Consider the following 18853-nt stretch of genomic DNA (forward strand, 5'->3'; position numbering starts at 1 on the left):
CGCCAAGGACTTCGAGCAGACCGTCGCATCGGCAACCGCGTGGCTGTTCATCGCCTCGATCCAGCTCCTTACTCGCCGCATCGCAAGAGCATGAAATCAGGCCCGATAGTTTTGAATCAGACTCTAAGACAGCCGAGGCAGACCGAGCTAACATTCAGTCGGCTTTGGAACACATTCGCGGAAGCGGCGAGCAGCTTCTAAATAACCTCGCAAATTCAAACTGCGATCGGCGCTTGCTTGAAAGTGTAAGCGAGCTTCATTCGCAACTGATATCCGAAGGTAACGTCGTCAAGATCGGTTTAACGAACATGGCCTGCGGCGTTATGGGAGCGCAGTTCCAAACGGAGCTTCCTGACGCAATCGCAGGAATGTTAAATGCGTATAATGCGAGCATATCCTTGTATGTTGCGCAGTTCCCTGAGTGGGAGCAGTTCACGCAAAAGGCATCTTTGATTGATCTTGATGAAGACGATGTTGCCGAAGTCGATATTGCGGCAGGCGAGGTTATTGCGGCACTCACTGAAAACGCTGCGCTTGCCGATCCTGAAGTCCCTAAGACGATTGCGTTCGTGCGCCAATTCCTCGCGTTTCCGGGGGCGTCATCGAAGCGTGCGGCGTTCGCAATGATCCGTACAATCGAGAATTTGGTTTCAAGTATCGTTCGACATAGCCTGAACTTCTTCAGCAAAACAGCGGATAATTTGGTGGATGCAGGATCGAAGGCCGCGTCCAAAGTCATCATTGGGCTTCTTGGCCTTGCCCTAATGAGCGCTTCGGGGATTGGCCCGGCGGCAATGCGCGCTGGCGCACCGTGGGTTAAGCAAGCTGCGGAGATTGTTCAGAAGCAAATTGAGAAGGCGGCGGCGGAGTGAGTGCCCGCCTACGCGGACTATAAGGCACTGATATACAGTGACTTTGACGATGCGGCGATCGTCTACCACCTTCGCCACCACATAAGGATTGAACTAGCCCCCGGCTGTTGTCGTTCATGCGTCAACCCGATCGTTCCATTTGACCGCGACGGTCTTGTTGAACGACGCCTCAAGGCCGCGAACGAACGGTGTGTATTTCGCCGCCAGCGCCTTCAATTCGACAGTCCGGTCAAGTTTGGCATTCGCTTCGGGCTTTCACCGCCTCAATGCTTCTCATGTTGCCAGGCGACGCGGCCGCAAGTCCAAGAGAAACCACGGACTATGACAAAGAACTGCGGCGACTTCGAAAGTCGCCATCGCCTTGCGAATGGCAGCAAGGGCGCCCTTCTCTTTGGCCTGCTCGCGTATCCATGCGCGGATTTCGGCATGGATCTAGAATTCGGCATGGCCGATCCAGCCGCGCCAGGTGAAGGCGGCATAGAACAGGGCCGCATCGGCGAAGCCCGCCTCCTTCAGGATCGCCTCGTCCCTTTCCGGGTCCAGCAAGCTCAGATTGGCGGCCACGGCTGCCTTCGCTTGGCTGGCCTGCTGGGGATCGGCGCCGGAGGCCACAGCATAGGCCGCATATCTCTCCAGCCACGTCGATCGCGTGGCATCCTGTGGGAAGCTGCCATGTGCCGCGACGAAGGGGGCGCCCGGCTTCAGCCGGCGATGGATTTCGGCCACCGTCCGCAACCGTTCCGGCGCGTCGAGAAAATGCAGCGTCAGCAGGCAGGTGGCGGCATCGAACGGGCCGGCCGGGGCATCGTCGATATAGCCTTCCACCCATTGGACGCGATCGGCGAGCGGCCCCAGCGTCTGCGCGGCGAGATCCAGCATCGGCCCCGCCGGGTCCACGCCCACGATGGTCCATCCCGGCTGCGCTTCCGCCAGCACCTTCAGCTCCAGCCCACCGCCCGCGCCCAGCACCAGCACGCGCGCATCGGCAGGCGCGCTCTCGGCGAGCAGCAGCGCCGTCATGCGATGCAGCGCATCGATGCCGGGAACGAACCGACGTGGCCCCTCGGCATAATGCGCGATCGCCTGCGGATCGCGGAAGGCATCCAGGAAATGGCGGGCGCCGGCATTGCCGTGGGCGTGGGCGTGGGCGTGGGCGTGGGCGTTATCGGCCATGGCCGCTCTCCTTGTCGCAAGGGGTGGAATGGATCGGGGCGTCCGGCCGCCGCGCATGGAAATCGGCGCTGAGCATGCCCAGCGTGATTTCGCCGAACCGCGCGCGCAGCAGCGCCTCGGCCTGATCGAAGGCGCTGCCCAGTGCGGCGTTGACCGCCTGCTCGACCAGGCATCCCGGCGCCTCGGTGCGGTTGCCGATCGCCAGCAGCGACGGATGGCCCAGGGCGTCATATATGTCGCGCAGGGTTATGCCGTCCCAGCCGGGGGTAAGGCGCCACCCGCCGCCATGGCCCTTTTCCGATCGCACATAATCCCGGTCGCGCAGGCCCGCCATGATCCGCCGGATGACGACGGGGTTGGTCTGCATCGCTGTCGCCAGCGTCTCGGATGTGGCCGGGCCGTCCTGTTCCGCCATGTGCAGCAGCACGTGAAGGATGCCCGAAAGGCGGCTGTCGCGTTTCATGTATCATCTATTGTTACATGAAACGCGACCAGGCAAGCCCCGATCGCCGGAATCCCCTTCGTCAGGCCATCATTGTTCGGCCAGCGCCGCGATCCGATCCGCTAGCGGCCCCGCTCCGCCCTTGGAGAAATCGCGGCGCGATCCGCGGGCGCGGGCGTCGGGATCGAAATTTTCGGGCTGGTGGGTGAAGCAGGCGCCCGGCGGCGGGGTCGGCACATCCCGCTGCACATCGGGGTCGAAGGTGCGGCCGATCGATATGAACACCGCCCGGCGCAGCAGCAATGCGGCCTCCGCCTCGCCGGGGTCCAGCTCCGTCACCCATTGCCGCAGCGCGCGCAGGTTGCGGCCGGCATAAGGATGCGGCGGCAGGATCGTCTCGCGATCCAGCGTCCAGGCGTGCACCGGCGCGCCGTCCCGATCGATCAGCGCCTCGCGCCTTCCATCCACCGCGTCGGTCACGACCTGGCGGAACAGCACCGGCCGCTCCGTGCAGGCGCGTGACGCCGCCAGCCCCGCCAGGTCGTAAAGGTGCGTGCAATGCGCATAGGGGCTGTCGAACGCCGCCGCGTCCGCCAGCCGGCGGCCCCGCAGGCGCTCCACCAGCAGCGGCCCCGCCCCCGCGCAGGTCGTCCAGGGATGGCGGATGGTGGTGGCCGAAACCGCGGTTATGATGCCGCCCGCATGGGCGATCTCGATCTCGAAATGATGGAAATCATCCTCCAGCGCGGCGCGCACCCGGCCCGGCGCGGGATCGACCAACACCGCGCGGCGCAGCGCCGCCTCGCCGGGGCGCAGCGGCGCCGTTCGTTCCCACCAGACCCGTTCCGCATCCTCGCCCGCCAACCGTCGCTCTCCCCCCTGCATCCGCCGGCCGCCCTCGCGCGTTGCGCCGCCGATGCGTGAATTCTCCCAGCTGCTCGACGGGCTTGTCTACACGCGGTCGCGCAATGGCAAGCTCCGGCTGATCGCCGACTATCTGCGCCGCACGCCCGATCCCGATCGCGGCTGGGCGCTGGCGGCCCTTACCGGCGGGCTCGACCTGCCGGCGGTGAAGCCCGCCGCGATCCGCGCCATCGTCGAGGAACGGGTCGATCCCGTGCTGCTCGGCCTCAGCTACGACTATGTCGGCGATTTCGCCGAAACCGTGGCGCTGATCTGGCCCAAGCCGGCGGACCAGCCCGAGGAGGTGGACGATGGCAGCCTATCGCTTGCCGCCGCGGTCGATCGCCTCTCCACGCTCGGCCGGTCGGAGGCGCCGCGCGCGCTGGCCGCGATGCTCGACAGGCTCGACGCCAGCGGCCGCTTCGCGCTGATAAAGCTGGCGACGGGGGGCCTGCGCGTCGGCATCTCCGCCCGCCTCGCCAAGACGGCCCTCGCCCAGGCGTTCGGCCTCGACGTCGATCATGTCGAGGAGGTGTGGCACGGCCTCGCCCCGCCTTATGGCGCCCTGTTCGCCTGGGGCGCGGGCGGCGCCCGCCCGGAGCCCGGCGACATGCCCGTCTTCCGCCCGTTCATGCTGGCCCATCCGCTGGAGGATATGCGCGTCGACCTCGCCGAATATGCCGCCGAATGGAAATGGGACGGCATCCGCGTCCAGATCGTCCATGCCGGCGGCGAGACCCGGCTCTACAGCCGCGCGGGCGACGATATCAGCCGCAGCTTCCCCGATGTCGCCGCCGCCTTCGCCACGCCCGGCGTGGTCGACGGCGAATTGCTGGTGAAGGGCGTGGCCCAGCGCGGCGAGGCGGCGAGCTTCAACGCGCTCCAGCAGCGGCTGGGGCGCAAGGCCGTGTCGGCACGGATGCTGGCCGATTATCCCGCCTTCGTCCGCCTCTACGACATCCTGTTCGATGGCGCGGCGGACATGCGCGCGCTGCCCTGGTCCGAACGGCGCATCCGGCTGGAAGGCTTCGCCGCCGCCCTCGATCCCGCCCGCTTCGACCTATCCGAAATCATCCCCGCCGCCGACTTCGCGGCGCTGGAGGACATACGCGCCGGCGCGCGCGACGCCGCGATCGAAGGGGTGATGCTGAAGCGGCGGGACAGCCCCTATGTCGCCGGCCGGCGCACGGGCTTATGGTATAAATGGAAACGCGATCCGCTGACCGCCGATTGCGTGATGATGTATGCCCAGCGCGGCCACGGCAAACGCTCCAGCTTCTATTCGGACTATACCTTCGGCTGCTGGACCGGCGATCCCGCGACGGGCGGCGAGCTGCTGCCGGTGGGCAAGGCCTATTCGGGCTTCACGGACGAGGAACTGGCCTGGCTCGACCGCTTCGTCCGCAACCACAGCGTCGCGCGCTTCGGCCCGGTGCGGGAGGTGGAAAAGACGCTGGTGCTGGAGGTCGCGTTCGATTCGATCCACGAATCCAGACGGCACAAGTCAGGGCTGGCCATGCGCTTCCCGCGCATCGCCCGCATCCGGCACGACAAGCCGGCAGCCGAGGCGGACAGGATCGAAACCCTCCGCCGGATGATCGTCTAGATGGAAGGACGGCGGGCCGCCCCGGCGATCACGCGCGGGGCGGCCTGTTCGTCAGGGCGATCGGATCAGCCCTTGATCTCGTCCCAGGACAGCGTGGTCTTGGCGGCGTGGCCGTCGACGCTGATGCTGGCGAGCGGCACGCGATAGATCTTGGTGTTGTAGATGAAGGTCACATAGCCGTCGGACTGGCGGACCTGCTCCACGCGGCCCAGCTTCTTGCCGGCATTGTCATAGAGGGCGTAGCCCTTCTTCACTGCGGCGGCCTCGGCGGCGGCATTGTCGGCCGGCTGGGCAATGGCGGCGGCCGGAGCCATCAGGGCCAAAGCGAGCGCGCCGCGCAGCACAAACTTGTTCATTGCATGCCTTTCCAATCAAAACCCGTTCATACACGCACGAAATGCGTTGCGCAGAGCAATCTATGCTGCGCTTGCGAAGCGCCATGCCGCATCCGGCCGAGTCGCTCAACCCCAATTTTCGATTCCGAATCGGAAACTCTCGCAATTTTGGTTCGCGAGGCTGAAGCTCATCTTTCAGCCGCAGGCGCGCCGTCGCCGGGGCGGCGCGCAATAAAGCCGTATTTACAATGAGCTAAATCGTAAAGATCTTCAGGGACGGGCGCCGCCGCAGATTACGTCGGTGATATGCTCGGTATCGCAATATTCCTTGAATTCGACGATCCGCCCGTCGCGCAGGCGGGTCAGAAAATGATATTTATTGTTGTAATCCTTGCCCGAAACATGGCGCGCAAAGGATTCCGCCTCGATCGCGACTCGATCGTCCTGCGCGGTGATCGCGTGGATCACGAAGCGCACGCCTTCGGGGAAAGCCTCGTAGATCCGCCCCGCGGCCATCGCGATCTGGCCCTTGTCGAACGCGCCGGAAATCAGCGTGCCGCCCATGGTCACGCAGCGCCCGTCCTCGGCATAGCTGTCGATGATCGTCGCCACGTCGCCCGCATTCATCGCGTCGAAGAAGCGGCGCATCACCGCGATATTCGCATCCACGCCCATCTGCCCTCTCCCCGGTCGATTATTGCGTCCCCGGATCACTTATGCAGGTGACGCGCCCCTGATCTCCTGTAGGATGCGCAGAAAAAATCAAGATCAGGTCCGCAAAGAAGCGGGGGAGGAAGATCGGACATGCAGGAAGCGACGATCGCGCGACCATCGGGCGGGCTGCCCTATCGCGGCTGGCTGGTGGTGATCGCAGGCTTCGTCTGCGCGATGCTCACCGTCGGCGCGACGGTCTATTCCTTCACCTTCTTCGTGCCCGTGCTGGTCGAGGAATTCGGCCTCGGCTACGCTCAGGCCAATATCGGCATCATGGCCCTGCTCCTGGGCATGATGGTCTGGTCGCCGCTCGTAGGCCGGTTGATCGACAGGCTGCCGATCCGGCTGATGGTGGCGGCCGGCGCCGTCCTGTTCGCGGCGGGTTTCCTGATGATCGCCACCGCCACCTCGCTCAAGGTGATGCTGATCGCCACGGTCGGCCCAATCTCCTTCGGCATGATCGCGGCCGGCGCGCTGGCCGCCAATGCCATCACCGCGCGCTGGTTCCGCCGGCGGCGCGGGCTGGCGATCGGCATCATCGCCGTCGCCACATCCTGCGGCAATGCCGTGATGTCGCCGATCGCGGCCAACGCCATCGAACATTTCGGCTGGCGCGCGGCGGTGGCCGGCATCGGCGTGGGCGTCAGCCTGATCGTGGGCGTGCTGGCGCTGCTGCTGATGCGCGACCGGCCGAGCGAGGCGCAACTGATCGAAGGCGGGGAGATCACGCCCGCCATGCTGGACGGCAGCGCGGCCGCCCCGGCGGCGGAGCCGGTCTGGTCCACGCGCGCCCTGCTGCGCGAACGCAATTTCTGGCTGATCATGTTCGGCTGCGGCCTGATCCTCGCCAGCGATCAGACGCTGATCCAGACGAACGCGCCCTATTTCAGGACCAAGGGCATCTCGCTGATCGACGCGTCATGGCTGGTATCGGTGGGCGGCGTATCGGCGGTGGTGGGCAAGCTCGTCGCCGGCTGGCTGGCCGATCATGTCGATGTCCGCCGCGTCTTCGCGGTGGTGGCGCTGTTCCACGTCATCCTGCTTTCGCTCTACATGATCTGGCCCGGATATTGGGTGATGCTGGGCGCCTTCGCGCTGATCGGCCTCGCGGTCGGCGGGGTCTATCCGGTGTGGACGGTGCTCACCGCCAACAGCTTCGGATCGCGCAGCTTCGGCAGCGCGCTGGGCGCGATGGCGGTGGGGATGCAGCCGCTCTCGATCGCCGCGCTCTACGCGGTCGGCCGCATCCGGGACCAGACGGGCAATTACAACCTCGCCTTCGCGGGCCTGCTCGTGATGGTGGTGCTGGCCTTCATCCTCGTATCGCTCACCAGGCCCGGCGCGCGCGTGCCAAAAGCCTAGCGGCCGCCCCTCAGCCCGCCGCCCGATCCACCGCGCGCAGCCGTTCGATCAGCGCCTGCTCGCCGGCCAGCCCCTCGCCCAGGGCTTCATGCTCGATCTCGAACAGGCCGTCATAGCCCGTGGCCCGGATCGCCCGGATCAGCGCCGGCCAGTCGATCCGGCCCGCGCCGATGTCGATCCGCCCGGCCGATCCGTCCGCCGGCACATCGGCCACCTGCACCGCGCCGATCAGCCCCTCGGCGGCCGCCAGCGCGGATAGCGGATCGATGCCGTCCAGCGCGATATGCCCCACGTCGAACATCAGCCGCACCGCCGGATGGCCCGCCGCGCGCACCACCGCCACCGCATCGTCGAACCGGTCGACCAGCATCGAGGGCAGCCAGCGCGCGGACGTCATCTCCACGCAGAGCCGCACGCCCGCTGCGCCCGCCCGGTCGCCCGCGCGCCGCAGGTTCTCCGCCATTGCCGCGAGCTGGGCGGCGCGCGGCCGGGCGGGATCGAGCCCCGCCACGCAGATCAGCGTGTGCCCGCCGATGCGCCGCGCCGTCGCCAAGGATCGATCGAGTTCGGCCAGCAACGCCGCGCGGCCGTCCTCGTCCGGCGCGCTCCAGCGCGGCTGATCCCAGCCCAGCGGATCGTGGACGAAGCTGGCGAGCCGCAGGCCCCGCCGCGCGGCGTGCGCGGCTACCCGCTCCTGCTCGTCAGCGGGCCTGAGCGCGGCATAATTGTCCTGCACGCCCGCCAGCCCGAGATCGGCGATGAAATCGATCTGGTCGAACGGATCGGCCGATCGCGCGCTGTGGCGGAACAGCGGCGCGTCCGGCCCGCGCAGGCCCAGATGCGCCGTCCAGGGGACCGCCCAGCTCACCGGCTTTTCAGGAAATCGATCAGCACGCGGTTGAACGCCGCCGGCTGTTNNTNNTNNANNNANNNGNCNNCNNCNNNGATCTNCACCACGTCCACCAGCCCCGGCACCCGCCGTGCCATCCGCTCGCGCCATTCGGGGAAGAAGCCGAAGGATGGGTCCCTGGCGCCATGTACGAACAGGGTCGGCACCGTCACGTCATGGTCCGCCCAGGCGCGGCCGATCTCCCAATTGGCGTCCGCCGTGCGGTAGGAATTCAGCCCGCCGATCACCCGCTTCATGATGTCGGGATGGTCATATCCCTCCACGAAGCGGGTGAACTCCGCCTCCGAAAGCCATGGCCAGGGGAGGTCCGGCGCGGGGGGCAGCGCATCCAGATAGCCGCTGCCTTCGCTCGGCACGTCCAGCCAGTTCCACAGATTGCCATTGGCCGAAAGCGCGAAGAAATCCCGCTTCAGGAACTCCGCCAGATTGCCGCCCAGCTCGCGCTCGGCGGGGCCTACCTCCTGGAAATAATGAAAGTGGAGGAAATGCTGCGCCGCCATCGCCGCGAAGCGCCGGGACGGCGGATGATCGGCCGATGCCATCACCGGCTGCGGCGGCGTGCCGGGCGGCAGCGTCTCGGCCGATCCCAGCATCGCGCGGCCGGCAAGGTCGTAATCGTAGGGGATGGTCGCCACCAGCGCGCGCACCCGATCGGGCGCGCGCACCGCCAGGTTCCAGGCATATTGGGCGCCGAAATCCTGGCCGACGATGAAGGCCGTCTCCGCGCGATAATGATCGAGGATCGCCAGCAGATAACGCTGCATATGATCGGAATCGTAGAGCGCGGGGTCCGCCGGCCGGTCGCTCCCGCCATAGCCGAGGGAATCGATCGCCACCGCCTTGAAGCCGGCATCGGCCAGCGGCGCCATCTGGTGCCGCCACGACCATGCCAGCCCCGGAAAGCCGTGGATCATCAGCACCAGCGGCCCCTCGCCCGCCGTCACCGCATTGATCGCGACGCCGCCGACGTCGATCCGTTCTTCCGCCATCATCCTCTCCCTCAGGCCGCATCCTTCCGGCGGCCGACCGGCCCGGCAAGTGCGGGCTGCGGAATATGGGACATGAATTTCCAGCAAACGTCATCGCGCCCCGGAAGCCGGCCGATCCGCCCCTTTTCGCCACGCGCCGCTTTATCCCGCGTGCCGGCTTTATCCCGCGTCCCGCCTGTGCGATGCGTTGCGACGATGACGATATCCGCGCTGCCCGCTGCCATCGGCTGGATCCTTCTCGCCCCCGTGGCGCTGGTCGGCCTGGTCTTCGCCGTCGAAACCGGGCTCGGGCTTGTCGCCGGCCTGCGCGGCCGCGCGGCCGCGCCGATCCCGCCGGGCGATATCGCGCTGCTGATCCCGGCGCATGACGAAGCGGCCGGCATCGGCGCGGTCGTGGCGGCGCTCAGGGCCGTGCTGCCGCCGGAAACCCGCATGCTCGTCGTCGCCGACAATTGCAGCGATGCCACCGCCGATATCGCGCGGCGGGCCGGCGCCGAGGTGATCGAACGGCACGATCCCGTCCGGCGCGGCAAGGGCTTCGCACTCGCCTTCGGCCGCGATCATCTGCGGGCCAGCCCGCCGCGCGCGGTGATCGTGATCGATGCCGATTGCACGGCGGAGCCGGGCGCACTCGAACGGATCGCCGCGCTGGCGGCCGGAACCGGCCGGCCGGTGCAAAGCGCCTATCTGTTCGCGCCGGCCGGCGATGCGCCGCCGATGGTGCAGATTTCCAACTTCGCGATCCTGGTGAAGAATCTCGTGCGCCAGAATGGCGGCCGGGCGATCGGCGCGCCGGCCCTGCTCACCGGTTCGGGCATGGCCTTCCCCTGGGGCCTGTTCGATCGCGCGGCGCTCGCCACCGACAATATCGTCGAGGATCTGGCGCTTGGCATCGATCTTACCCGCGACGGCCATGCCCCGCTGTTCGATCCCGGCGCCCGCACCTGGACGCAGCCGAGCACCGAGGGCGGCACGCTCACCCAGCGGACGCGGTGGGAAAACGGCTTCATGGCCACCGCCCGCCGCCAGGCGATCCCCCTGATCGGCGAAGGGCTGGCCCGCGCGCGGCCGGCGCTCCTGTGGACGGGCCTCCACCTCCTCACCCCGCCGCTGGCGCTGCTGATGGGCCTCAACCTCGCCGTCGCGGCGCTGCTTGGCCTGCTGGCGCTGATCGGCATGCCGCCCCGGCCCTTCATCGCGGCCGTCGCCCTGTTCGGGCTCAACGCGCTGCTCGTCCTCATCGCCTGGGCGCGCCATGGCCGGACGTTCATGCGGATCGGCACGATCGCGCGGCTGCCGCTCTATCTCCTGTGGAAACTGCCCATCTATCTCCGCCTGGTGCGCGGCGGCGAAACCCGCTGGATACGCACCGAGCGGAAATAAGCGGCATCGCCGCGACGATCCGTCTTCCGCGCCGGCCCGCGCCGGGCCTTCGGAAGGAGCACCACCATGGCGGATTCATGGCTTCCCACCCTCGTCACCCCAACGGCCGAGGCCGGGTTCGAACGCGCGGCCAAGCTGTCCCCGCGTCGGCGCGAAAGTCACCCAGCCATCGAATGAGGTCCGTCAGCAGCTTCCGCCCGGCCAATGACCACGATACCGCGCAGCTCATCGCCGGCTCCCAGGTAATCGCGATCAATTTCCAGACGGTGGCGGCCGCCAACCATTATTGGCGATAGGGATCGGTGAGAATCCGGGAAATCCGGTCCGCCGGACTTCCCGGACGCGTCCTTACGCCTCGGCGGGCGTGGCGGTCTTCTTCTTCGAAAGCGCACCGGCGATCAGCGCCAGTCCGCCGAAATAGACGATGCCGGCGGCGATGCCGTAGAAAATCTGCAGGAAATCGGCATTGGCCTGCACATGGGGGACCGTGCCCACCGTCAGGAAGATCATCGTCGCCATGTTCACGGCGATCGGCGCCCAGCCCATGATGATCGCATAGACCAGCAGCAGGACGACGGCCAGGAACAGCGCCATGCCCGGCCCCGCGCCCATCAACGGCGGCAGCAGCGCCATCATCGCGGCGGTGCCCGCGCCGACGAAGGCGCCGATGATCGATTTCGCCAGCCGGTCCACCCGCGCCTGTTCGACCATCGACCAATAGAGGAGGAAGAGGAAGCCCGCCCACGCCTCGCTCAGGTGCAGCGCCGCGACCGCGGCGATATAGCCGGCGAGCACCACGATCACCGCCAGCAGGATCAGAAGGCCCTTAACGGGGCTCATTGCCGCCTTGTCGTCCATAATCCTGCTCCCTGCCTCAGCGCATCGTCGCGCCGCCATCCACGCTCAGCGTCTGGCCGTTGATCCAGGCCCCGTCGTCCGAAAACAGGTGGGCCACCATCGCGGCGATGTCCGCCGGTTCGCCCAGCCGCGTGCTGCGCGTCGCCGCCACGGCATGACGGCGGAATTCCTCGGGCAGGTGATCGCGGGTCTTTTCCGTATAGACGAAGCCCGGCAGGATCGCGTTCGACCGCACGCCTTCCTTGCCCCAGCGCGAGGCGATGTGGCGGGTGAGCGCGTTCACCGCCGCCTTGGCCATGCCATAGGCCACGCGCTCCGGCTCGCCCACGATCGAGGCGGCGGAGCTGGTGAAGGCGATCGCGCCCCTGCTCTGGATCAAATGCGGCAGGGCATGGCGCGCGATCAGGAAATAGCCGCGCATGTCGACCTGGATGGAGCGATCGAACACGTCGAGCGCGCAGGACAATATGTCCCCGTCCAGCATGATCGATTGCATGTCCGCCGCATTGGCCAGCACGCAATCGAGCTTGCCCAGCCGATCGACGGTTGCGGCCACCAGCCCGGCGATGGAGGCTTCCTCCGCCTGATCGTAGCCGATTGCCACGGCATCGCCGCCGGCCGCGCGGATGCGCGCCGCGCAGGCTTCCGCGCCCTCGAGGAACAGATCGCCCACCACCACACGCGCGCCTTCGGCGGCCAGCCGTTCGGCCGATGCCGCGCCAATGCCGCCCCCGCCGCCCGCGATCAGGATCGCCTTGCCGTCCAGTCCCCGCATGTCGGGCCTCTCCCTCAGGCGGTCAGCACAGCGCGCCCGAAGGCGCAGAAACTGTGGCAGAGCCGCGTGTCGATCATCCAGTCGGGGCATTCGGGATCGAACCAGCGGTCGATCCGCGCCCAATGGTAGGGATGGAGCATGTAGGGGCCGTTCAGCCCGTCGAGCGAGGCATATTCCTGCTCCCACACATGCGTCCAGCGCCGCTCGCCCCGCGCCTCGATCACCCGGCTCAGCCGCCAGTTGCGGATGGCGGGGATATAATGCGGCATGCGCACCATCTCGGCCTCGAACGTGTCGAGCACCGGGCGGCTGACCGGCCGGTCCGCGCTCAGCAGCAGCGCGCGATAGACGCCGGTCGCCAGCCCCGGATCGGCCGCGCCGTGGCGGCCGTGGCGGTAGAAGGCGCTGTCGGCACGCGTCACGCCCCCGCCCCCCAGCACCGCATCGATCGCGGGCAGCACGTCGCGATAGCTGTCCTCGTCGGCGAAGTCGAAATGGGCGATCAGGTCGCCGCCGTTGAACGTGCCCGGCAGCGTCCGCGCCACGCGGGCCTCCAGCGCGCCCAGCGCCGCCGAAACATCGCCTTCGGCGCCCTCGGCCAGATGGACCAGGCTGACGAGGCTAAACATTGCAGATCTCCGCGATATCGCTTTCGGCCGTGGCGAAATGGCGGCTGCGGCGGACGATCATCTCATCCACCTCCGCCCACCAGTCCGCCACGCCGGGATCGTTGCGCGACTGGAAGCTCATGCCCCACCAGGCCGGCGCGCCCTGGATCGTCCAGCTTATGGTGATGGTGTTGCTGTCGTCGTCCAGCCACATCGGCGGCGATACCAGGACGCGATCCAGCGCCATGCCCCGCGCGCGGGCGCCGGGGGCATAGCGTTCGTGATAAGCCTCCAGCAGCGCGCGGCCTTTGCCCGGCAGGGCGACGATCTCGTCGATCACATAGATGGTCGTGGCGGTGCTCACGGCCCCTCCCCTCAAATTCCGGCCGGCGCGATGGCCGGGTGCGAAAAGGCCGGCGGCTCGCGCGCGGGCATCGTGCCCGCGCCGTCCAGCGTGCGCACGGTCAGCCCTTCATGGTGCGGATAATGCATGGAAAAGGCGACCAGGCCGGTGCGCTCGGCCGCCGGGCGGTGGCACATGGCGAGCACGGTTTCCGCCAGATATTCGACATCCTCGGTCGGGAAATCGTCCGGGATCAGCTGGGACGCGCCCGGCGTGCGGATGGCGGTGGAAGGCCCCACCACGTTGACGGCGATATCATGGTCCACCAGCTCCGCCGCCAGCCCCTGGCTGAAACGGTGGAGCGCCGCCTTGATCGCGGCATAAGCGGTGTCGCCACCCGCCTTGGCATAATCCTGATAGGGCCGGGTCGGCGGCAGCGCCGTCACCGATCCGATATTGACGATCCAGCCCGCGCCCTGCGCCTTCATCTGCGGCACGGCGGCGCGGATCAGCGCGAAGGGCGCGCGCAGATAATGTTCGAAGGTGCGATCGAACGTCTCCAGGCTCATCGCGTCGATGCGGGCATAATCGGCGAAGCCGGCATTGTTGACGAGGATGTCGATCCGCCCGGCCGCGTCTACTGCGCGCTCCACCAGCGTCGCGCGGTCCTCGGCCTTTTCGAGGTCGGCGTCGATCGGGATGGCGCGCCCGCCGGCAGCCTCGATCAGCGCCACCGTCTCGGCCAGCGTGCCCGGCACGATCTGCGCGTTGCCGAAGCGCTGGGATGCGGCGGCGCCGTTCAGCGATCGCGCGGTCACCACCACGGTGGCGCCGGCCGCCGCCAGCCGCTGGGCGATGGCCCGGCCGATGCCGCGGCTGGCGCCCGTGACCAGCGCCACGCGGCCAGCGAGCACGGGGTTCGGATCAGCCATTATCTTGAAACCTCATCATCTGCGGGCCTTCGGGCGGCCCGGAAAAAATCGGGGGCACCGCTGCCGGCGCCCCCTTCACATTCATCCCCGGCCTAGAACTTGATGCCCAGTTCCACGCCGTAGGTGCGGCCGCGATCGTAGGTCGTGGTCAGCGACAGCACCGGCGCGCCGAAGGGGTTGTAGTCCACATCGAACAGGTTCTGGCCGTAGACGGAGATGCTGGCATCCACCCCGCCCAGGGGCAGGTTGGCGACGCCCAGCCGCCCGTCGACCAGCCAATAGGCCTTGGTGTAGGCATATTGTTCGAGCGGCGAGACATTGCCGGCAAGGTCGGTGATCGGCGTCGAGACCAGCGGCGCCTTGGACTTGTAGCGGCCTTCCAGACGGACGAAGGCATTGCCGCCGTTCGAGAATTCCGGCGCGTCATACTGGCCCGAAATCCGCCCGGTCCACTTGGACGAATAGGTCGTCCGCGCGACATCCGAAACGTCGACGCCGGCTAGGATGAACTCCTTATAGTTGAAGTCCTGATAGCCGAGATTGCCGCTCAGCGTCAGGCCGCGCACCGGCACCACGTCCACCTCGGCCTCGAAGCCCTTGATGTGCGCCTTGCCGGCATTGTCGAAGAACTGGACGCCATCGATGAAGTTCTGCGTCTGTAGATCCTTGTAATCGCTGTAGAAGGCCGCGAAGTTGGCCCGGACGCGATTGTCCCAGAATTTCGTCTTCAGGCCCAGTTCGTAGGCGATCAGCGATTCCGGCTTGTAGGGGATGCCGCTCAGGATGCCGCCCGCGACGTAACCGGACGAAACCTTGCCGTAGGCGGTGACGTCGTCGGTCGGCCGGTAGGTGGCGATGGCGGTGAAGTTGATCTTGTCGAAATGGGCCTTGTACTTGCCCGGCCCGAGCTGACCGCCCTGGCCGCCGGCGATGCTGTAGATATTGGTCTGCCGATCGTCGAGCGTGTAGCGCAGGCCACCGGTCAGATCGAACTTGTCGGTCACGTGCCAGGTTGCCTGGCCGTAGATCGCCATCGAGTCGTTGATTGCGCGGGTGTCGGTCGTGCCGCTGCCGAACAGCGCATCGAAGGAATTGACGTCGCGGGCATCGAGCACCCCGTCACCATTGATGTCGATGCCGAACGGCGCCAGCGGCGTGCCGACCGGGAACGCCGTCAGGATCGCCTGATCGCCAACGACCTTGCCGTTCGCCACCGGCTGGAGGATGCCGAGAATGTCGGTCGCGGGCGAGTTTTCATGGAAGTAGAACACGCCGGCCGTCAGTTCCCAGCGGTCCTGGGTATATTGGAACTGCACTTCCTGGGTGAACTGCTTCTGCTTGGTCGCGCGCGCGGTCAGGAGCGAGAAGAAGCTGTCGTTAGGTCCCGGCAGATTGGCCGGATCGAACAGCGTCGTTCCGCCATCCAGCAGCAGGCTGCGCAACTGGCCGACCGTGAACTTCAACCCGCCCGATGCGGCGAGGTCGTAGACATACGGGTCCTGCTTGAACTTGCGGTAGGCGGTGATGCTCTTCACCGTCAGCGCATCGCTTACGTCCCAGTTGAGCGTCAGGCTGTGGCCCTGCGTCACGACATGTTCAAGCGAGGTGGCGTTGGCGAGATTGTCGATCCGCTTCGTGGATTCGTTGGTGATCCCGCCCAGCAATCCCTGCAGGTTCACGATCGGCTGGAGGAGCTGGCCGGAGGCATCCGGGATCACGCCCAGGCTCTGCACGCCACGGCCCACGGCGCGGGCATCGGTATAGTCGAAGCGGTAATCGATGCGGAAATCATCCGACGCATCAAGCCGCGCAGCGAGCTGGCCGCCGTCGATGTTCCGGCCGCCCAGCTTGTTGCTGTAACGCAGGTTGCCGAAGCGCGGATCGCGCACGCTCAGGTCCAGCGTCCGGCCGCCGATCAGGTTGGTCTGGTCGCCCTCGATCTGGTCGTGCAGATAGGCAACCTTCACCGAAAGCGGTCCCAGCGCCGGCAGGTCCAGCGTGATCTTGCCGCGCCACGCATCGTAATTGCCGTAGGAACCGGTGGCCTTCATGCCCCATTCGCCGCTCGGCGCGGCGGTGACGAGGCTGATGGCGCCCGATGTCGCGTTGCGGCCGAACAGCGTGCCCTGCGGACCGCGCAGCACCTCGACGCGCTCGATATCGGCCAGGTCGAACACCGAGCCGACGGTGCGGCCGATATAGACGCCGTCCAGATAGATGCCGACCTTGGGATCGACGGCGTTGTTGGACGTGCCCGATGCGATGCCGCGGATGATGATGGTGGGATTGGATTGCAGGCCCTGCGTGTTGATCTGCAGGTTGGGCGCCACGCCCGCCAGGTTCTTCACGTTGGTGACGCGCATCTGGTCCAGCGCGTCGCTGCTGAGCGCGGTCACGGCGACCGGCACGTTCTGCAGCGCTTCCTCGCGCCGCTGCGCGGTCACGACGATATCGGCGATGCCGACAGTCTCCTGCGCGTCGGCGGCGGCGCTGTCCTGGGCGTAAGCGGGAACCGAAGCGAACATAGCGGCGCTGGCGAGCAACGCCGCGACAAGCGACTTCCTCATTTTCCTCTCCCTGTGGATGCGACCGGCTTGGGCGCCGGCTCGTATCTGTACCGGAGGCTACATCTCCCCCGGCGAATAATGAAGCGCCTTGCATCGAAATTCTGATGCGCGATCGGGCCAAATTCGACGATCGAGACTTCCCGCTCGTCTTTGCTCGACTTTGCGCGACACCCCGCCCGACTTAGGTCGCTTATTCGTTCATCGAGTCCTTTTGGCGTTATCGCCTTTCCGTGATCCGGCGGAACGGATGAAACGCCCCGTCCCGCCGGTCCGGCCCCTTATTCGGCCGCCATGCTGTAGGCGGAATCCACCTGCGGGCTCAGGAACTCGCCCGGCCGCTTGCCGGTGGGCTCGCCGCCGTCGAAGGTCGCCTCGCCATTGACGAGGGTGAGGCGCATCGGCGCGGGATCGCGGGTATAGCGCCAGGTGATGCCGCCATGGCCATCGGGCACGTCGAAGATCTTGCGCTCCTCGCGCCGTTCGATCTCCTCGATGTTGAACACGGTGATATCGGCCGGCGCGCCTTCTTCCAGAACGCCGCGTCCCTTCAGGTTGAAATGCCTGGCGAGCTTGCCGGTCTGGACGTGCACGGCCTCCTCGATGCTGATCTTGCCGCCCCGCACATAATAAGTGAACAGCAGCATATTCTCGCCCGGCCCGCAGAACATCTGGGCATGGGCGCCGGCGTCGGAGACATTGCCCACCGACATCGGATCGCGGATCAGCTCGATCACCAGTTCCTCGTTCATCGGGAACGGCGCCATGTGGACGGTGGACTTCACCCCGTTCTTCAGGATCCAGTCCGCCATCGCATCCGAACGGTGGGCCGCGCCCGACTGCTTCATATATTCGGTCAGCGTCAGGTTCACCGGCCCCGCTCCATTATCCGAATTGCGCAGCAGCAGGTCGTCCGGCCGGTTCATCGGCGCATGCGCCCAGGCATGGTTGTCCCAGCTGTCGCGGGCGCGGGCGCGCCATTCGGGATCGGCGAGCAGGCGCTCCTTCTCCTCGTCGGTCTCGGCCTGCACCACCTCGTGCCAGGCATAATCGTTCGACTGGGCGAAGATCAGCGACTTGGTGAGCGAGAGCGTGTTGGTCGGCGAGACATGGGTGAAGGCCGTCCAATAATCCTTGCCCTGCGCCTTGAAGTCGTCGTGCAGCTTCTGGAGCGGCCCGAGGGTCGGCTTCTGGAATTCGAGGGTGGGGAGGCCGGCCCACTGCATGCGGACCGACTTACCTTCCAGCAGCCGGCCCATGCGGGCGACCATTTCCGGGCCGGTCATGCGCATGAAGGTATCGATGATGACCTGGACGGCGCTGCCGGGGTGGCGATCCAGCACCTCGAACAGGGCGGCATATTCGGCATCGTCGGCGATCTGCGTCGGCACGGGGCGGTCGTCGCCGTCATGATCGAGCAGGTTGGTCGAAAGGCCGAGCGCACCGGCGTTGAGCGCGTCGTCCAGCAGCTCGCACATCCGCTCGATCTCCAGCGGGGTGGCGGTGCGTTCCCACGCATCGAGGCCCATCACCGCAAGCCGGATGGCGATATGGCCGACATAGGCGGCATAATTCAGCGGGATGCGGACCTTGGAGGTCAGCGACGCCTTATATTCGCTCCACTTGCGCCAGTCCCACGGCAGCTCGGAGACGAACGGCTCCTTGGCGATGTCCTCGAAGAAGGAGAAGATGTTGATCACCTCCTGCGTCGCGGCCTTGTCGTCGGAGATGGGCGCGCAGGAGAAACCGCAATTGCCCATGATGATCGTCGTCGCGCCATAGCCGGGCAGCGGGTTGAGATCGTCCTGCCACCACATCGTCGCGTCGAAATGGGTGTGCGCCTCGATGAAGCCCGGCGTCACATAGCATCCGGTCGCGTCCACCACCCGCTCAGCGCCGCCGCGCGGCGCCAGGCCGGCGCCGATCTCGGCGATGCGGTCGCCCGTCACCCGCACGTCGGCGGCATAAGCGGGCGTCATCTTGCCGTCGACGACGGTGCCGCCCTTGATCAGGAAATCAGCCATTATCCTCTCCTCGGTTGTCTTTCCCGCCGGGCTCGCCTATCGCGGGGATCGAATTTGTTT

At 66.7% G+C, this 18853-nt stretch carries 18 protein-coding genes and 2 pseudogenes; 6 read left to right on the plus strand and 14 right to left on the minus strand.

All coding sequences use genetic code 11. From position 1 onward, the window contains the following. Together BHE75_RS24160 and BHE75_RS15810 are read left to right on the plus strand one after the other, a co-directional pair. Positions 1–94: pseudogene (locus tag BHE75_RS24160) on the plus strand (IS5/IS1182 family transposase); the annotation flags it as partial. Between the two features lie 70 nt (positions 95–164). Continuing rightward, positions 165–872 carry a hypothetical protein gene (locus BHE75_RS15810; RefSeq protein WP_139181747.1) on the plus strand — a complete coding sequence of 236 codons (708 nt, stop codon included), beginning with the start codon at positions 165–167 and terminating at the stop codon, positions 870–872. Between the two features lie 432 nt (positions 873–1304). Here BHE75_RS15810 and BHE75_RS15815 read toward each other — a convergent pair whose 3' ends face one another. The 3 genes from BHE75_RS15815 to BHE75_RS25230 all read right to left on the minus strand — a co-directional run bounded on the left by BHE75_RS15815 (position 1305) and on the right by BHE75_RS25230 (position 3351). Then, positions 1305–2045: a class I SAM-dependent methyltransferase gene (locus BHE75_RS15815; protein ID WP_070934431.1), complete on the minus strand. Its 741-nt coding sequence runs from the start codon at positions 2043–2045 to the stop codon at positions 1305–1307. Next, entirely contained in the window at positions 2035–2508 is a 474-nt protein-coding gene (locus BHE75_RS15820; protein WP_070934432.1) for an Rrf2 family transcriptional regulator, read from the minus strand. The genes BHE75_RS15815 and BHE75_RS15820 overlap by 11 nt, the downstream gene beginning before the upstream one ends. A 69-nt stretch (positions 2509–2577) precedes the next feature. Then, positions 2578–3351, minus strand: coding sequence for a hypothetical protein (locus BHE75_RS25230; RefSeq protein WP_070934433.1), 774 nt, complete (start codon positions 3349–3351; stop codon positions 2578–2580). A gap of 52 nt (positions 3352–3403) precedes the next feature. On the opposite strand from BHE75_RS25230, the gene BHE75_RS15830 reads away from it, so the two are divergent. Next, entirely contained in the window at positions 3404–4996 is a 1593-nt protein-coding gene (locus tag BHE75_RS15830) for a cisplatin damage response ATP-dependent DNA ligase (RefSeq protein WP_070934434.1), read from the plus strand. Between the two features lie 65 nt (positions 4997–5061). On the opposite strand, the gene BHE75_RS15835 is transcribed toward BHE75_RS15830, so the two are convergent. Both BHE75_RS15835 and BHE75_RS15840 read right to left on the minus strand, forming a co-directional pair. Further along, a complete protein-coding gene (locus BHE75_RS15835) occupies positions 5062–5352 on the minus strand; it encodes a hypothetical protein (RefSeq protein WP_015457810.1) in 291 nt (96 codons plus the stop codon). A 249-nt stretch (positions 5353–5601) separates the two neighbouring features. Next, on the minus strand, positions 5602–6006 hold the full coding sequence (locus BHE75_RS15840; RefSeq protein WP_070934435.1) for a nuclear transport factor 2 family protein: 405 nt from the start codon (positions 6004–6006) through the stop codon (positions 5602–5604). A gap of 129 nt (positions 6007–6135) precedes the next feature. Between BHE75_RS15840 and BHE75_RS15845 the strand changes: the two genes are divergently transcribed. After that, positions 6136–7407: an MFS transporter gene (locus BHE75_RS15845; RefSeq protein ID WP_015457812.1), complete on the plus strand. Its 1272-nt coding sequence runs from the start codon at positions 6136–6138 to the stop codon at positions 7405–7407. 10 nt (positions 7408–7417) lie between these two features. Here BHE75_RS15845 and BHE75_RS15850 read toward each other — a convergent pair whose 3' ends face one another. Both BHE75_RS15850 and BHE75_RS15855 read right to left on the minus strand, forming a co-directional pair. Beyond that, complete coding sequence (locus BHE75_RS15850) at positions 7418–8275, minus strand: sugar phosphate isomerase/epimerase family protein (protein ID WP_070934436.1); 858 nt, start codon at positions 8273–8275, stop codon at positions 7418–7420. Continuing rightward, a pseudogene (locus BHE75_RS15855) lies at positions 8272–9309 on the minus strand (alpha/beta fold hydrolase). Before BHE75_RS15855 ends, BHE75_RS15850 begins: the two are co-directional and overlap by 4 nt. 192 nt (positions 9310–9501) lie before the next feature. Between BHE75_RS15855 and BHE75_RS15860 the strand changes: the two are divergent. Together BHE75_RS15860 and BHE75_RS24750 are read left to right on the plus strand one after the other, a co-directional pair. After that, a complete protein-coding gene (locus BHE75_RS15860) occupies positions 9502–10689 on the plus strand; it encodes a glycosyltransferase family 2 protein (protein ID WP_070934437.1) in 1188 nt (395 codons plus the stop codon). 173 nt (positions 10690–10862) lie between these two features. Next, positions 10863–10985: a hexameric tyrosine-coordinated heme protein gene (locus tag BHE75_RS24750; RefSeq protein WP_217494730.1), complete on the plus strand. Its 123-nt coding sequence runs from the start codon at positions 10863–10865 to the stop codon at positions 10983–10985. A 52-nt stretch (positions 10986–11037) separates the two neighbouring features. Here the strand turns inward: BHE75_RS24750 and BHE75_RS15870 are convergent, their stop codons facing one another. The 7 genes from BHE75_RS15870 to BHE75_RS15900 form a co-directional block, all read right to left on the minus strand. After that, entirely contained in the window at positions 11038–11547 is a 510-nt protein-coding gene (locus BHE75_RS15870) for an archaellin/type IV pilin N-terminal domain-containing protein (protein WP_070934438.1), read from the minus strand. A 16-nt stretch (positions 11548–11563) separates the two neighbouring features. Further along, complete coding sequence (locus BHE75_RS15875) at positions 11564–12322, minus strand: SDR family NAD(P)-dependent oxidoreductase (RefSeq protein WP_015457818.1); 759 nt, start codon at positions 12320–12322, stop codon at positions 11564–11566. Positions 12323–12336: 14 nt separating this feature from the next. Continuing rightward, entirely contained in the window at positions 12337–12951 is a 615-nt protein-coding gene (locus BHE75_RS15880; RefSeq protein ID WP_070934439.1) for a Dabb family protein, read from the minus strand. Then, positions 12944–13294 carry a hypothetical protein gene (locus BHE75_RS15885; RefSeq protein ID WP_015457820.1) on the minus strand — a complete coding sequence of 117 codons (351 nt, stop codon included), beginning with the start codon at positions 13292–13294 and terminating at the stop codon, positions 12944–12946. Before BHE75_RS15885 ends, BHE75_RS15880 begins: the two co-directional genes overlap by 8 nt. 11 nt (positions 13295–13305) lie before the next feature. Then, positions 13306–14205 (minus strand): SDR family NAD(P)-dependent oxidoreductase, encoded by a 900-nt coding sequence (locus tag BHE75_RS15890; RefSeq protein ID WP_015457821.1) that lies wholly within the window; start codon positions 14203–14205, stop codon positions 13306–13308. A gap of 92 nt (positions 14206–14297) precedes the next feature. After that, positions 14298–16772, minus strand: a complete 2475-nt coding sequence (locus BHE75_RS15895) for a TonB-dependent receptor (protein WP_015457822.1) — start codon at positions 16770–16772, stop codon at positions 14298–14300. 278 nt (positions 16773–17050) lie between these two features. Beyond that, a complete protein-coding gene (locus BHE75_RS15900) occupies positions 17051–18793 on the minus strand; it encodes an N-acyl-D-amino-acid deacylase family protein (RefSeq protein ID WP_070934440.1) in 1743 nt (580 codons plus the stop codon). Positions 18794–18853 lie beyond the last annotated feature (60 nt).

Origin of the sequence: Edaphosphingomonas haloaromaticamans, from assembly GCF_001853345.1 — a bacterium.
GTDB classification, from domain to species: domain Bacteria; phylum Pseudomonadota; class Alphaproteobacteria; order Sphingomonadales; family Sphingomonadaceae; genus Sphingomonas_E; species Sphingomonas_E fennica.